At 71.2% G+C, this 13,745-nt stretch carries 15 protein-coding genes; 5 read left to right on the top strand and 10 right to left on the bottom strand.

All coding sequences use genetic code 11. The features are described 5' to 3' along the window. Positions 1 to 280, top strand: a 280-nt coding sequence (locus Psi02_RS24385) for a hypothetical protein (RefSeq protein ID WP_203977963.1), incomplete at its 5' end; no start/stop codon positions are given. A gap of 99 nt (positions 281 to 379) precedes the next feature. On the opposite strand, the gene Psi02_RS24380 is transcribed toward Psi02_RS24385, so the two are convergent. From Psi02_RS24380 to Psi02_RS24370, 3 genes are read right to left on the bottom strand one after another with little or no spacing between them, the layout of a single operon-like run. Then, on the bottom strand, positions 380 to 1,051 hold the full coding sequence (locus tag Psi02_RS24380) for a 4'-phosphopantetheinyl transferase family protein (RefSeq protein ID WP_203977962.1): 672 nt from the start codon (positions 1,049 to 1,051) through the stop codon (positions 380 to 382). Continuing rightward, entirely contained in the window at positions 1,048 to 1,878 is an 831-nt protein-coding gene (locus Psi02_RS24375; RefSeq protein WP_203977961.1) for a metallophosphoesterase family protein, read from the bottom strand. The genes Psi02_RS24380 and Psi02_RS24375 overlap by 4 nt, the downstream gene beginning before the upstream one ends. A 36-nt stretch (positions 1,879 to 1,914) precedes the next feature. Next, positions 1,915 to 2,208, bottom strand: coding sequence for a DUF2218 domain-containing protein (locus tag Psi02_RS24370; RefSeq protein WP_203977960.1), 294 nt, complete (start codon positions 2,206 to 2,208; stop codon positions 1,915 to 1,917). A gap of 72 nt (positions 2,209 to 2,280) precedes the next feature. Between Psi02_RS24370 and Psi02_RS24365 the strand changes: the two genes are divergently transcribed. Next, positions 2,281 to 2,514 (top strand): hypothetical protein, encoded by a 234-nt coding sequence (locus tag Psi02_RS24365; RefSeq protein WP_203977959.1) that lies wholly within the window; start codon positions 2,281 to 2,283, stop codon positions 2,512 to 2,514. Here the strand turns inward: Psi02_RS24365 and Psi02_RS24360 are convergent. From Psi02_RS24360 to Psi02_RS24340, 5 genes are all read right to left on the bottom strand, one after another. After that, positions 2,511 to 5,678, bottom strand: a complete 3,168-nt coding sequence (locus tag Psi02_RS24360) for an efflux RND transporter permease subunit (protein WP_203977958.1) — start codon at positions 5,676 to 5,678, stop codon at positions 2,511 to 2,513. The two genes, Psi02_RS24365 and Psi02_RS24360, sit on opposite strands and share 4 nt — an antisense overlap. A gap of 176 nt (positions 5,679 to 5,854) precedes the next feature. Then, a complete protein-coding gene (locus Psi02_RS24355) occupies positions 5,855 to 6,538 on the bottom strand; it encodes a response regulator transcription factor (RefSeq protein ID WP_203977957.1) in 684 nt (227 codons plus the stop codon). Beyond that, positions 6,535 to 7,740, bottom strand: coding sequence for a sensor histidine kinase (locus Psi02_RS24350; protein WP_203977956.1), 1,206 nt, complete (start codon positions 7,738 to 7,740; stop codon positions 6,535 to 6,537). Before Psi02_RS24350 ends, Psi02_RS24355 begins: the two co-directional genes overlap by 4 nt. Positions 7,741 to 7,797: 57 nt before the next feature. After that, the gene (locus tag Psi02_RS24345; protein WP_239095109.1) at positions 7,798 to 8,772 is read right to left on the bottom strand and encodes a glutathione S-transferase family protein; all 975 of its coding nucleotides are present in this window, start codon (positions 8,770 to 8,772) and stop codon (positions 7,798 to 7,800) included. Positions 8,773 to 8,840: 68 nt separating this feature from the next. Further along, a complete protein-coding gene (locus Psi02_RS24340; RefSeq protein WP_203977955.1) occupies positions 8,841 to 9,959 on the bottom strand; it encodes an NAD(P)/FAD-dependent oxidoreductase in 1,119 nt (372 codons plus the stop codon). A 155-nt stretch (positions 9,960 to 10,114) separates the two neighbouring features. Between Psi02_RS24340 and Psi02_RS24335 the strand changes: the two genes are divergently transcribed. Both Psi02_RS24335 and Psi02_RS24330 read left to right on the top strand, forming a co-directional pair. After that, complete coding sequence (locus tag Psi02_RS24335; RefSeq protein WP_203977954.1) at positions 10,115 to 10,576, top strand: DoxX family protein; 462 nt, start codon at positions 10,115 to 10,117, stop codon at positions 10,574 to 10,576. Positions 10,577 to 10,702: 126 nt separating this feature from the next. Beyond that, on the top strand, positions 10,703 to 12,361 hold the full coding sequence (locus Psi02_RS24330; protein WP_203977953.1) for a thiamine pyrophosphate-binding protein: 1,659 nt from the start codon (positions 10,703 to 10,705) through the stop codon (positions 12,359 to 12,361). A gap of 167 nt (positions 12,362 to 12,528) precedes the next feature. Here the strand turns inward: Psi02_RS24330 and Psi02_RS24325 are convergent, their stop codons facing one another. Then, complete coding sequence (locus Psi02_RS24325; RefSeq protein ID WP_203977952.1) at positions 12,529 to 13,098, bottom strand: SPW repeat protein; 570 nt, start codon at positions 13,096 to 13,098, stop codon at positions 12,529 to 12,531. Positions 13,099 to 13,276: 178 nt separating this feature from the next. Here Psi02_RS24325 and Psi02_RS24320 point away from each other — a divergent pair, with 178 nt between their 5' ends. Continuing rightward, positions 13,277 to 13,471, top strand: a complete 195-nt coding sequence (locus Psi02_RS24320) for a CsbD family protein (RefSeq protein ID WP_203977951.1) — start codon at positions 13,277 to 13,279, stop codon at positions 13,469 to 13,471. 125 nt (positions 13,472 to 13,596) lie between these two features. Here Psi02_RS24320 and Psi02_RS40790 read toward each other — a convergent pair whose 3' ends face one another. Next, positions 13,597 to 13,722, bottom strand: a complete 126-nt coding sequence (locus tag Psi02_RS40790) for a hypothetical protein (protein WP_275415245.1) — start codon at positions 13,720 to 13,722, stop codon at positions 13,597 to 13,599. Between the last annotated feature and the right edge of the window lie 23 nt (positions 13,723 to 13,745).

Below are 13,745 nucleotides of genomic sequence, written 5' to 3'. Positions count from 1 at the left end.
TGACCTCCGCGACCACGGCTGGCAACTCACCCAGACCGCGCCCGGCCACCTGACCTGGATCAGCCGAACCGGCCACCGCTACCCCGTCCAACCCCCACCGATCATCGAACCCCTCCCCGAACCCAACCCTCACACCACCGACCACCCCACAGCGGAAACCGACGTCCCATCCCACCCCTGGGAACACACCCCCATCTGGACCGACCACCCGGCCGGCCAGCGGGATACCCACCCACCACCCCAGCCGATACACGTCGACGACGACATACCGCCCTCCTGAACCCCGAGGGCGGGCACACCGCCATGCCTGCGGAGCCGCGCCCCGCGAGCCGGTCGAGCTTGCGGGATCACGAGGCCGTGAATCCCCGAGACCCCGCCGTCACATGGAGCGGTCGTGCTCCGGGACGACGCGGGGGAGTGCGATGGCGGTGGCGAGAAATCCGTCGGCGACGATCCATCTGCCTGCCAGCCGGTCGGTTCCCATCCGGGGATCAGAGATCAGCAGCGTCGCGGTGAAGCGTCCCGAGGGATCGACATCGACCGTGGCCTCGGTGAAGTCGAGCCAACGCCCAGTGAGAGGAAACCAGGCCTTGTAGACCGACTCTTTGGCGCTGAACAGGATCCTGTCCCAGCTCACCTGCGGATTCCCGTTGCGCAGCCGGTCGAGCGCGGCGATCTCCTCCGGAGAGGCGACCGTTTCGAGCACCCCGTCGGGCAGAAGTCCGTGCGGTTCGGCGTCGATGCCGATGGTGATTCCGGACGTCGACGTCGCGACGGCGGCGGCGCGATATCCGGAGCAGTGCGTGATACTCCCGATCGTGCCGGACGGCCACTGCGGCGCGCCCCGGTCGCCGCGGAGGATGGGGCCAGGAGGCACCCCCAGGCGGGCGAGCGCCGTCCGCGCGCAGTGCCGTCCGGTGATGAACTCGCGTCGCCGCTTCTCGACGGCGCGCGCGATCAGCGGTTCCTCCTCGGGGAACAGCGTGTCCTCGGGCGCGTCATCGGACATCTCGGCCACCGTCACCCACGCAGGAAGGATCTCGCCGATCATCCCGGGCTCCCCGGCAGGATGGCGCGCGGCTGGGCCGGCCCCTCGTCCCGCAGCCGCCACTCTCGCGGGTAGCCCAGCGAGACCTCCTCGAACCGGACCCCGTCGTACCAGGTCGTCCGGGGGATGTGCAGGTGGCCGTAGACGACGGCCGCGGCCTGGAAACGCGTGTGCCAATCGGCGGTCCGCTCGGTTCCGCACCACATGGCGAACTCGGGGTAGCGCAGGACGCTCGTCGGCTCCCGGACGAGTGGAAAGTGGTTGACCAGCACGGTCGGCAGCCCGAGCCCCGCCAGGCGGCGCTCTGTCTGCTCGACCCTCGCGTGGCACCAGGCCTCTCGCGACGGATGGGGATCCGGATGCAGCACGAACTCATCGGAGCAGACGATGCCCGTCCCGTGCGCGTAGTCCAGGCCCTCGTCCTTCGTCGAGGTCCCGGCGGGAAGGAAGCTGTAGTCGTAGAGCACGAACAGGGGGGCGACGGCGACGGGCCCGTCCTGGCCGTTCCACACGGGGTACGGATCCTCGGGAGTGGACACCTTGAGATCGCGGCAGATGCCGACGAGGTGCTCGTAACGCGCCACGCCGCGCAGGGTCACCGGGTCGTGTGCGGTGGTCCACAGTTCGTGGTTGCCGGGAGCCCAGATCACCTTCGCGTAGCGGTCGGAGAGGGTGCCGAGCGCCCACTCGATGTCGGCGGGCGTCTCGGCGACGTCGCCGGCGACGATCAGCCAGTCGTCGCCCGTTTCCGGCCGCAGCCCGGCGACGATCTCGCGGTTCTCCGGATAGCCGATGTGGAGGTCGCTGATGGCGTACAGCGTCCCGGTCACCGGACGGACCCGCGACGTCTCATGCCGTGATGCCGGTCATGAGGCGTCCTCCTGCCAGGTCACGACGAGCTCGCGTCGCTGGCCGAACCGTTCCAGGTGCCGGCCGAGGACGTCCTGCACGGTGGCGAGGGACTCCGCGTCCGAGGCGGTGGCGCGCATGACGAGCCGGTCCGCCTCCGGCGTGAGGGTCCCCTCCCCGGCGGAGAAGGCGAGCCGGTAGCCGTCGCCGGGCAGGTCCTCGACCGCGACCTTGCGGCCGAGGTGGGACGCGAGTTGCTTGGCGTACCGAGCGGCGGCGTCAGTCGCGACATGTGCGGTGGAACTGGGCATGGCAAACAGCCTCCTACGATCAGGCCCTCGAGGGCAAAGAAGCCTGGGAGCCTCTGGCCACTAGCGACAAACTTGAGCCCTCGAATATTTCCGCCCAGGCGTCGTGCGGCCGGGGCCAGGACGTCGCCGGTCAAGCCAGGTGCCCGGGACGCCCGGGACCTGGCCGTGCTGACCGTCTCCGACGCCACGCTCGCCTGGTCGCTCTCGGTGGCGACGGTCTCGACTCGGAGGCCGAACGCGGCCGTGCGCGCGCCGCTCGATCTCGTGGATCATCACGTGCGCGACACGGCCGCTTCCGGGTCCTAACCCGCCGCGGTGCCCACGGGCTCGGGAGTGCGTTCCGGGACCGGTGGTACGGCACCCCGGAGCCGGCGCCTCTCCTTGCGGTTCTCGACCATGGTGTAGAGGGTCGGGACCAGGATGAGCGTGAGCGCCGTGGAGCTGATCAGACCGCCGATCACCACGACGGCGAGCGGCTTGGAGATGAAGCCTCCGCCTCCGGTGATGCCCAGGGCCATGGGCAGCAGCGCGAAGATGGTGGCCAGGGCCGTCATCAGGATGGGACGCAACCGCCGCCTGCCGCCCTCGACCACGGCCTCGTGCAGCGACATGCCCTGATCCCGATACTGGTTGATCAGGTCGAGCAGGACGATGGCGTTGGTCACCACGATGCCGACGAGCATCAGCATGCCGATCATCGCGGCCAGGCCGAGCGACGTGCCGGTGACCAGGAGCAGCCCGAGCGCTCCCGTCGCGGCGAACGGGATGGAGACCAGGAGCACCAGCGGCTGGATGAGGCTCCGGAAGGTGGCCACCATGATGAGGAACACCAGCGCCACCGCCGCCACGAGGGCGAGACCGAGGTTGCCGAACGCCTCCTGCTGGTCGGCGCTGACGCCGCCGATCGTGTAGGTGGCGCCCGCCGGGAGCTTGAGCGCGTCCAGCCGCTTCTTCAGGGCGGTGTTCGTCGCCCCGAGGTCGGAGCCCGAGGCCTTGCCGGAGATCGTCGCGCTGCGCTTGCCGTCGATGCGGGTGAGCTGAACAGGCCCGTCGACCTCGCGGACGGTCGCTACGTCCGCCAGGGTGGTCTTCCCCACGAGCGTGAGGCCGCGCAGTGCGGCCAGCGACGCCGGAGCGCCGACCGGGCGCACGATCACGGCCGCGTTCGCCCCGTCGAGGTTGAGCTGCGTGACGGTGCTGCCGCGCAGCGCCTGCGTCACGGCCTGCCCGACGGCGATCTCCGTGAGCCCGTGTGCGGCGGCCTTCTTCCGGTCCACCGTCACCTCCAGGCGAGGGGCGGTGTCGGCGATGGTGGTGGTCACCTCGGTCACACCGGGGACGGCGGTCATGGCCTGCTGCACCTGCTTGGCCGTGGCCGACAGCGTGTCCAGCTCGGCCGCCTGCACGTCGACCTCGAGCCCGTTGCCGCCGAGGCCGCCCGACTGCCCGACCTGGATCTCGCCGACATCGGGCAGCTTGGCGATGCGGTCACGCAGGGAGTCCTGCACCGCGGTGACGTCGCTGCCGTCCTTCAGCGTGAGCGAGAATCCGGCGCGCGCCGCGCCGCCGCCGGCGGAGTTGGCGCCCGGGTTGACGTTGTTACGCCCGCCCACCGTGACCTGGTAGGACTCGACCTCCTTCGTCGCGGTGACGACCTGCTCGACCTGCTTGGCCTTGGCGTCGGCGCTCGCCAGCGACGTGCCGACGGGCAGGGTCTGGGTGATGTTGACGGTGTTCTCGCCGGTTCCGTCGATGAAGCTCGTCTGCAGCCTCGGGACCAGCGCGAGCGTCCCCACGAAGATGACCAGAGCCGCGGCCACGATCCTGAACCTGTGCTCGGTCGCGTACCGGATGACCGGGACGTACGCCCGCTGGAGCCACCCGTGCCGCTCCCGCTCCTCGGCCTGGACCCGGATCGCCTCCGCGTCGGCCCCCTGCGGCGCCTTCATGAACCAGTAGGCGAGCACCGGCACCATGGTGAGGGCGACGAGCAGCGAGGCCAGCAGCGCCACGGTCACCGTGACCGCGAACGGGCTGAAGAGCTCGCCGACGAGGCCGCCGGTGAACGCGATGGGCAGGAAGACCGCGACCGTGGTCAGCGTCGACGCGGTGACCGCGCCCGCCACCTCGCGGACCGCGTTCTCCACCGCCTGCCGCTTGGCCTCGCCGTACGACAGGTGGCGTTTGATGTTCTCCAGCACCACGATCGAGTCGTCCACGACGCGGCCGATCGCGATGGTGAGCGCGCCGAGGGTCAGCATGTTCAGCGAGTAATCCCGCGCCCACAGGGCGATCAGCGCGATGAGCACCGACAGCGGGATCGACAACGCCGTCACGATGGTTGAGCGGATCGACGCGAGGAAGACGAGGATGATCAGCACGGCCATCACCAGGCCGAGCAGGCCCTCGGTGGTCAGGCTGTTGATGGACTCCCGCACGGAGGGCGCCTGGTCGAACACCACGGTGAGCTGCGCGTCCCCGCCGAGTCCCCGTGTCAGCTCCGGCAGCTTCGCCCGGACGGCGTCGGAGATCGACACCGCGTTGCCGCCGGACTTCATCGTGATCGACACGGCCAGGCTGGGCTTGCCGTTCGTCCTGGTCAGCGTGGTCGTGTCGGCGAGGCCGAGGGTGACCTTCGCGACGTCGCCGAGCCGTACCGGGGCGGGCGCGGTCCGGCCGGCCGGGCGGCCCGCGGGAGGCCCGGCGGTCCCACCGGCGGAGGCCGGAGGCGCGGGGGTCAGGTAGAGGTTCTTGAGGTCGTCGACGCCGGTGAAGCCCTTGCCCACCTGCACGGTCAGCGTCCGGTCCGACTGGGTGAGGGTGCCGGCGGGAACGGGGGCGCCGGCCGCCTGGATGGCGCCGACCACGGCGGCCGCGGTCAGACCGTGGCGGGCCAGCTCGTCGTCGTCCGGCGTCACGGTGACGACCTGGTCGCGTGCGCCGCTGACGGAGACGTCTCTGACTCCGTCGATTCCGCTGAGCGCGGGAGCGACCTGGGAGTTCAGCTTGGCGGCGAGCACGCGCTGGTCGCCGGTCGATCCCGCGGCGAGCTGGATGACCGGCAGGTCGTCGGTGCTTCCCGCGAGGACCTGAGGGTCGACGCCGACGGGCAGCCGCGCGGACACCCGGCTGATCGCCTGCTGGATCTGGGCCTGCGCGGCGTCGATGTCGGCGCCGAAGTCGAACACCACCCCGACCGTCGCGCCGGACTCCCTGGATATCGAGGTGACCCCGGTGACTCCCGCAAGGCCGCGGACCGCGTCCTCGAGCGGCACGGTCACCTGCTCCTCGACGATCTGCGGCGCCACTCCCGGGTACGACGACATGATCGACACGGTGGGGAGGGATAACGAGGGCAGCAACTGCTGTTTGATCGCCGGGATCGTATACGCGCCGAACCCGACCACCATGATGGTCAGGAGCGCGACCAGCCCCCGGTTGGCGAGGCTCAATCTGGCCAGAAAGGACATCGTTCCACTTCTCTTCATATGACCGGGGCTCATGCGATTTCGGCCCGGGCCGACGGCAGCCCGTCGTGATGTCTCAAGGCTCGCGTGCGCGGGGACCCGACTCGTCCGACGCGAGGACGGTCTTCGGGTACCGCGATCGCAGTAGCGGCCAGCGGACGGTTACACCGCGGACGGGGTCAGCGGGATCCCGGGCGCACCAGCCCGGTCTCGTACGCGATGATCACCATCTGCGCGCGATCGTGCGCGCCGAGCTTGAGCATCGCCCGGTTGACGTGCGTCTTGGCCGTCGTCCTGCTGATGCCGAGCCGCTCGGCGATCTCGTCGTTGGTCAGCCCGGCCGCCACGAGGATCATGACCTCACGCTCACGGTCGGTGAGGGAGTCGAGGTCCTCGGGCACGTGCTCCACGGTGGACGCCGGGCCCGCGAGGAACCGGGCGATCAGGCTCTTGGTCGCCACCGGCGACAGCAGGGAGTCGCCGCGCGCGATCAGCCTGATCGCATCGTGCAGTTCGCCCGCCTCCACGCTCTTGCCGAGGAACCCGCTCGCCCCCGCGCGCAAAGCCGCGAAGACGTACTCGTCGATCTCGAAGGTCGTCAGGACCAGCACCTTGACCGAGGAGAGCTCACCGTCGGAGGTGATCGCCCGGGTCGCGGCCAGGCCGTCCATCCCGGGCATGCGGATGTCCATCAGCACCACGTCGGCCCGGGTCGCCCGCGCGAGCCGTACGGCCTCGTCGCCGGTGGCCGCCTGCCCCACCACGGCGAGGTCGGGCGCGGAGTCGACCAGGATCTGGAATCCCGCCCTGACCAGCGCCTGGTCGTCGGCGATCACGATGCGGATCGGGGAGACCCCCGTCATGCCGAGCTCACGCCCAGCGCGGCGGGGAGCACGGCCAGCACCCGGAAGCCGCCTGTCACGGACGGGCCGGTGGTGAACGTCCCGCCCACCGACAGGGCCCGCTCACGCATGCCCACCAGCCCGTGGCCCGCGTGGCCGGCGTCCGCGGGGGCCTTGAGCGGGCCGCCGTCGTCGGCGACGTCCACGACGAGATCCCGCGGTGTGTAGACGATCCGGACGGTGGCACGGGCGCGCGGGGCGTGTTTGCTGACGTTGGTCAGCGCCTCCTGCGTCACCCGGAAGGCGGCCAGCTCGACGGGCGCGGGGAGCGGGCGCGGGTCGCCCTCCATCCGGAAGTCGACGGCGAGCCCGGCGGCCGTGAACGAACCGATCAGGTCGTCGAGCCGGTCGAGCCCCGGCGCCGGTTCTGTGACCAGCTCGGTGAGGGACTCGTCCGGGCTGCCCGGCCGGCGGAGCAGGCCCACGGTGGTCCGCAGTTCCTCCAGCGCGGCGCGGCCCGCGAGCCTGATGTGCCCCAGCGCCTCACGTGCCTGGGCCGGCTCGTCGTCGAGCACGTGCGCGGCGACCTGCGACTGGACGTTGATGAGGGCGATGTGGTGCGCCAGGACGTCGTGGAGCTCCCTGGCGATCCGCAGGCGTTCCTCCATGACTCTGCGCTCGGCCTCCTCCTCGCGCGTCTGCTCGGCGCGGCGCGCCCGCTCCTCGATGGCGGCCACATACGCGCGCCGGCTGCGCAGCGCGTCGCCTGCCGCCGTGGCCATGCCCAGCCAGGCGACCAGGCCCACGATCTCGGGGTGGAGCCATGTCTCATGCGAGGTCAGCATCCGGCTCACCGCGAGGGTGAGCGCGGCCGCCGTGCCCGCGACCCATGCCGTCCTGCGCGGCACGAGGGTCGCGGTGGAGAGGGTGGCCACCATGGCGGCGAGGATGAGAGGGCTCCGGGACGACGCGACCGCGTCGTGCACGACGGTCCCGGCCACGGTGACGGCGAGGACGCCGAGCGGCCGACGCCGCCGGAACGCCAGGGCGCCGGACACCGCCACCCCGGCCACCGCCAGGCCCGGCGTCAGCTCGGGCCCCGGGCCCGGCCCCGCGGACGTCGCCATGAGGATGACCGCGTACACGCAGATGGCCACGGCGGTGTCGAAGATGTACGGCCGCGCCCGCAGTGCCTCTTTCAGGGACGCTCTCAGGTGCTGCACCCGTCCACGCTAGGGTCGCACCGCGCCGCGCTCATCGTTCCCATGTACCGGTCATGACTACTGCGACCGCGGTAGGGACCAGTCGAGGATCGGCCCGGCCGGCACGATGCGGGTCGGGTTGATCCCGGGATGCGTGCCGTAGTAGTGCCGCTTGATGTGGCCGAAGTCGGTCGTCCCGCCGAATGCGGGGATCTGATAGAGGTCGCGGGCATAGCGCCACAGGTTGGGGTGGTCCACCAGGCGGCACAGGTTGGCCTTGAAATGGGTGACGTACACGCTGTCGAACCTGGCCAGCGTCACCCACAACCGGACGTCGGCCTCGGTGATGTGGTCGCCGAAGAGGTAGCGGCGATCGGCCAGGCGCCTTTCCAGCTCGTCGAGAGTGGCGAACAGCGCGGACACCGCCGAGTCGTACGCCTCCTGGCTCGTCGCGAAGCCGCAGCGGTACACGCCGTTGTTGACGGTCGCGTAGACCTGCTCGTTGAGGGCGTCGATGTCGGCGCGGAGCGCGGCCGGGTAGAGGTCGAACTCGGGGTCGGCCCACTCCGCGAACTGGGTGCCCAGGTCGATCGTGATGTCGGGGAAGTTGTTGCTGACGATCCGGCCGCTCTCGCGGTCCCACAGCACGGGCACCGACACGTGGCCGTCGTAGCCGGGCTCCGTCGCCTCGTAGGCCTCGCGGAGCAGGGCGAAGCCGTTGAGCTCGTCGGGTCCGTGTCCGGGGCCCTCGCGGAAGGCCCAGCCCCGGCCGTCGCGGACCGGGTCGACGACCGACAGGCTGACGACGTCCTCCAGGCCCAGCAGGGACCGCACGATCACCGCCCGGTGCGCCCACGGGCAGGCGTACGACACGTAGAGGTGGTACCGGCCCGGCTGGGCGCGGTAGCCGCTCTCCCCGTCGGCGGTGATCCGGCCCTGGAAGGGATACAGGGGGCGCACGAAGGAGCCGTCCTCGCGGACGGGGGGCTTCACCATGTAGTCGCCGTGAACGCTGAAGTCCACCGGGCTCGCGACGGGGGCTGTCGTGGTCATCGGCACGGTCCTTCCTGGGGGACGGTCTTCCGAGAATAGACGCATGCCGCGCGCCGCCCGCGGGCGCCTCAGCTCTCCTGACTCGCCGCTCCCCGCACGGTCCGGCGCGGCGAGAAGGCGCTCACGTCCGACGGCGGCGCCTCCCGCAGCGCGAGGTGCGCGGCGAGCAGCCCCGCGTACGGCCCGGCCGTCAGACCGTACGCGCCGAGTCCCGTGGCCAGCACGACGCGGTCGGTGAGAGGGCCGATGAGGGGCAGGCCGTCCGCCGTCACCGGGCGGAAGCCCACACGCGTCTCCACGAGGGTCGCGGCGGCGAGACCGGGGGCGAGTTCCACACCGGTCGCGAGCACCTCGCCGATCCCGCCGACCGTCACCCGGGCGTCGAACCCGGCGTCCTCGACGGTGGCTCCGAGCACCACGCGCGAGCCCGGGAAACCCAGCAGGTACGGCCCTCGTCGCGGCAACACGATCGGCCAGCCCGACGTGTCGGTCCCGGGCACCTCCGCGTGCACGATCTGGCCGCGGCGCGCCCCGACGGGAATCTCGAGCCCGAGAGGTCGGCACAGCTCGCCGGTCCATGCCCCCGCCGCCACGACGACTGTGTCCGCCTCCAGCGGTGAGCCGTCGACCAGCAGTGCGCCCGCCGCGGTGAACGACGCGGTCCCGGTGACCGTACGGGCGCCGTGCCTGGCGGCGGCGCGGAGCAGGGCGTCCCTGACGGCCCTTCCGTCGACGCGGGCGGGCCCCTCGATGTGCAGCGCGGCCAGGCCCGGGCGGAGCGGGGGGAAGAGGTCCTCCGGCCGGTCGACCATGGAGATCGTCCCCATATCGGGCGCCGCATCCTGCCGGCTCCGCAGGAGCGACTCGACGCCGGCCAGCTCGCCCGGCAGGTCGGCCACGAGGAGCGCGCCGGTCCTCGTGTGGCCGGCGTCGTGCTCGCCGTCCTCCACCAGCGACTCCACCAGGCGGTCGTAGTAGCGGGTGCCGTCGAGGGCCAGCCGGAACCAGTCGTCTTCGCCTTCGTGATCGACCCATGGGCAGAGGATGCCCGCGCCGGCGGCGGTCGCCTCGCCGGCCGTGGGCCGGCCGACCAGGGTCACGGCGACGCCCAGGGCGCTGAGATGGTAGGCGGCGCTCGCGCCGACGATTCCGCTTCCGACCACGACGATGGAAATGTCCCTTTGCATACCCGCATCGTCGCAGGAAGCCAGGACCATCGGTCCGCTCGTCACCCGGCGTTGCGCGACCCGGGCGCGCGTGGCAGCCCAGTTGAATGGGGGAGGCCGATCCCGCGCGGAGCGGAGGTCGCCGCCACGGAACACGCGATATCGGGGGAGTCGTCATGTTCGATCGGGCGCGAGGCGTCGCGACGCTCGCAGGCCGGGTGATCATCGGTGTGATCTTCGTCTTCCATGGGTGGATGAAGGTCGCCGACATGGGCCTCGCACGGACGGCGCAGATGTTCGAGGACGTGGGCATCCCGCTGGCCGGGATCGCCGGCCCGGGGGTCGCGGTGCTGGAGTTGGTCGGGGGAACGGCGCTGATCCTCGGCGCGGCCCTGCCGCTGTTCGCGACGTTGCTGGCGATGGACATGCTCGGGGCGATCGTCTTCGTCCACGGCCCCCATGGCCTCAGCTCCGAGAACGGCGGATACGAGTATGTGCTGGCGCTCGCGGGAGCGTGCCTGCTCATCGCGTTCAGCGGCGGCGGGGCTCTGGCCGTCGACGGTCTGTGGCGGCGCGGGACTCTTCTGGGTGGGCGCTCCCGTGAGGAGACGACGGCGCATCGATCGCCAAGGTTGTAGCTCCAACTTTCCCCGGAAGGCGCACCCGGCCGCGGGAGTGATCACGGAGTTGCGTATCCTCCCTCCCGCACAGACTGATGGGGATGTCCTCCGGCGTCCCACCTGTCCCACTAAGGCGCCGCGCCGGTGGTGGCCGCGGCCTCGCGGTGCCCTGCCACGCGGCCGGACGTCGAGGAGATCGAGATCAACCTCTTGCGGGTGGGCCCGGACGGAGCCATGGCGGGACAGCCGCTGATCCGGGCACTGGCGGCGCACGGCGTGGACATCGTCTTCGGCACCCCCGGGACGCACGGACTTCCGGCCTACCGTCATCTGCACGGATTCGGCGTCCGGCACGTGAGCATGCGGCGTGAGCAGGGGGCGGTCCACGCCGCGTACGGACACGCGAGGGTCACCGGGCGGCCGGGCGTCTGCCTGCTGGCCTCAGGAACGCCGACATTGGACGCCATGGGCGCGGTCGCCCAGGCATACCGCGACTCCGTGCCCGTCCTCCTCGTGTCCTGCGACGCCGGGCAGGCGATCGGGGACCAGGCGGCCGTGATGGGCTCGGTCACCGCCTACAGCCACCGGGTGACGAGCGTGGCGGAGATCCCGGTCGCGGTCGCCAGGGCGTTCGCGGCGATGACGTCGGGACGTCCCCGGCCCGCGCACATCGAGGTGCCCGCCGACCTGTCGGAGGCCCTCGGGGCAGCCCGGCCGGTCGCCCCGATCCGCCTTGCCGTACCGGCGGCGCGGGCGGAGGACCTGGACGCGGCCGCCGAGCGGCTTTCCGCCGCCGAACGGCCGGTCATCGTGGCGGGCGGCGGAGCCCGCGGCGCCGCGGGGGAGCTGCGCGCGGTGGCCGAACGGCTCGGCGCGCTCGTGGTCACGACCGCGGGCGGCAAGGGCGTGATCTGGGACAACCATCCGCTCGCGCTCGGCGCGGGCATACATCTGCACACGGTGGCCGACCTGGTGGAGCAGGCCGACGCCGTCCTGGTCGTGGGCTGCGAGCTCGCGCCCTCTGACCTGTGGAACGGCCCGCTTCCCCTGTACGGCAGGCTGGTGCGGATCGATCTCGACCCGGCGCAGATCGTGGCCGACGCCGTTCCCGAGGTGGCCGTGGTCGCCGACGCGGCGCAGGCGCTGCGCGGCCTGTTCGAACGTCTGGACGGGCGCCCGGACGACGGTCCCGCCGCGGGCGAGGGCGACCTGGATCCGGCCGATCGCAAGCTGCGCGACGAGATCCGCGACGAATGGCGCCGGCGGAAGCGGGCCGAGTCACGCGCGGAGGGGGCGGAGTGGCTGGAGGTCGTCGACGCCCTGGCCGCGGTTCTGCCGCGCGACGCCGTCGTGGCCGCGGGCGCGGCGGCGCTCTCCGCCCGCGGAGTGCTGGCCAACCTGCCCGCCCACCATCCCGGCGCGTTCCTGTACGGCGACACCGTCGCCGGGTTCGGCCTTCCGGCAGGGGTCGGAGCGAAAATCGCGGCTCCGTGGACACCGGTGGCCGTGTTGCTCGACGAACACGGTGCGATGACGGCCCTGGCCGAGCTGGCGGCCGCCGCGGATCTCGCCCTGCCGCTGCCCGTGGTCGTCGTGGAGGGCCCGGAGGTTCCGGGCGACGGCGATGCGGCTTCTGGGCCTGGGAATCCGGTCTGGGCGTCCGGTCCGCCTTCCGCGGACCTGGCCGCGCTGGCGCGGGCCCTGGGCTGCCGAAGTGTGCGCGTGTCCGCGCCGCGGGTGGGAGCCGAGGTCACGAGGACGTTCGGCGCGGATCGGCCGACGCTGATATGGGTGACCACGTGATGCGGGCCGTCTGACGCGGCCCGCGTGCTCGATCGGAAGTCTGTTCTCGAGGGCCCGTCCGGGAGACGGGTTCCCCATGACCGGCCGTGGGGCGTCCGGAGCCGGTTGAGGCGGCGGATGCCCCACGTCGGATGCCTCCTCCTATCGGAGAGGCGTCATCGGACTGGTCAGGTCCGTGAGGTCGGGCCCGGACGGTCCTGGCCGTACGGGGGGCGCTCCTGACCGTACGGGGTGCGTTCCTGGCCGTACTGGGTGCGCTCCTGGCCGTGAGTCGAGTGCTCGGTGAGCTTCGGCTTACGGAACCCGCCGGACCGGTCGTGGTCGCCCATCATGCCGAAGCGCATCGTGGCCAGCCCGAGGGCCAGGATGATCGCGCCGACGATCACGTTGCTCCAGATCGTCCTGGCTGACGCCATGTCTCCCCGGATGACCCAGGGGGCGATGATGGTCCAGAGCCCGATCAGGGGCAGGACCCACGCGATGCCATGGGTGCGGCCGTACATCGAGCTGTACCCCAGGGCGAGGAGCGTGACGACGAGGCCCGTGATCAGGTTGTTGATGGTGAGCGGGCCCCTGTTGCTGAATCCTGCGATCCAGGGTGAGAGCGCGAGGTACATGCCGCTGAGTAGCGCGAGGCCATCCGCTCCCTGAGCTACGGGATTAGCCGCGGCGGCCTCGTACCGCGCACGCATCTGCACGATGTCGGGGTGCGACCCGATGTCAGTGCTATGCGTCATCTGTTACACCACCCTTCTGAAGGTGTGGATTTAAACACTTATGTCCATCTTACGCCCGGGGTATCCGTTTGATCCAGATTGTGACGGAATGATGGTATTTGGCGGGCGTCGTGAGAGGTTTGAGCCCACGGGCGGGGGAAGGTGGTTCTTCAGTCGAACCGACCGGGAGGGATGACCGATGGGCGCCGGAGACAAGATCCGTAACATGGCGCAGGAGGTCGCCGGCAAGGTCAAGGAGATGACGGGCCGGGCGACCGGCGACGAAGATCTCGAAGCCGGTGGCCGCGCCGACGCGACCAAGGGCCGGGCCAAGCAGGCCGGCGAGAAGGTGAAGGACGCCGCCGACAAGGTCAAGCACGCTTTCAAGCACTGACGTGGGCGACGACGGTTCACGGGCTTCGCGCCCGTGAACGATCCATGGAATGGCTGGTTAACCGGGCCCGGATGGAGTGTTCCGGGCCCGGCCGGGTCTCTGGCCGGGGGCCGAGGCGTGGAGCCTCAGGCCGCCTGCGGGAAGCTGATGCGGAACCCGGACGTCACGAACGACTGGATCAGGCGCATGAGCAGCGCCTCCAGCATCATCACGACGGCCTTGGCCAGCATCGCGGTAAGAAACTCGGACACTAGATACCTCGTGGCTATAAACT

This window comes from Planotetraspora silvatica (assembly GCF_016863315.1).
GTDB classification, from domain to species: Bacteria; Actinomycetota; Actinomycetes; order Streptosporangiales; family Streptosporangiaceae; genus Planotetraspora; species Planotetraspora silvatica.
The sequence above is the reverse complement of the archived record's forward strand: the minus strand, read 5'-3'. Positions and strand labels throughout refer to the sequence as shown.

Bases quoted from the DNA above. Each gene is read 5' to 3' on its own strand.
- Psi02_RS24355 (WP_203977957.1), bottom strand. From the start codon at position 6,538: ATGACGGGGGTCTCCCCGATCCGCATCGTGATCGCCGACGACCAGGCG.
- Psi02_RS24380 (WP_203977962.1), bottom strand. From the start codon at position 1,051: ATGATCGGCGAGATCCTTCCTGCGTGGGTGACGGTGGCCGAGATGTCC.
- Psi02_RS24370 (WP_203977960.1), bottom strand. From the start codon at position 2,208: ATGCCCAGTTCCACCGCACATGTCGCGACTGACGCCGCCGCTCGGTAC.
- Psi02_RS24325 (WP_203977952.1), bottom strand. From the start codon at position 13,098: ATGACGCATAGCACTGACATCGGGTCGCACCCCGACATCGTGCAGATG.
- Psi02_RS24360 (WP_203977958.1), bottom strand. From the start codon at position 5,678: ATGTCCTTTCTGGCCAGATTGAGCCTCGCCAACCGGGGGCTGGTCGCG.
- Psi02_RS24335 (WP_203977954.1), top strand. From the start codon at position 10,115: ATGTTCGATCGGGCGCGAGGCGTCGCGACGCTCGCAGGCCGGGTGATC.
- Psi02_RS24320 (WP_203977951.1), top strand. From the start codon at position 13,277: ATGGGCGCCGGAGACAAGATCCGTAACATGGCGCAGGAGGTCGCCGGC.
- Psi02_RS24345 (WP_239095109.1), bottom strand. From the start codon at position 8,772: ATGACCACGACAGCCCCCGTCGCGAGCCCGGTGGACTTCAGCGTTCAC.
- Psi02_RS24340 (WP_203977955.1), bottom strand. From the start codon at position 9,959: ATGCAAAGGGACATTTCCATCGTCGTGGTCGGAAGCGGAATCGTCGGC.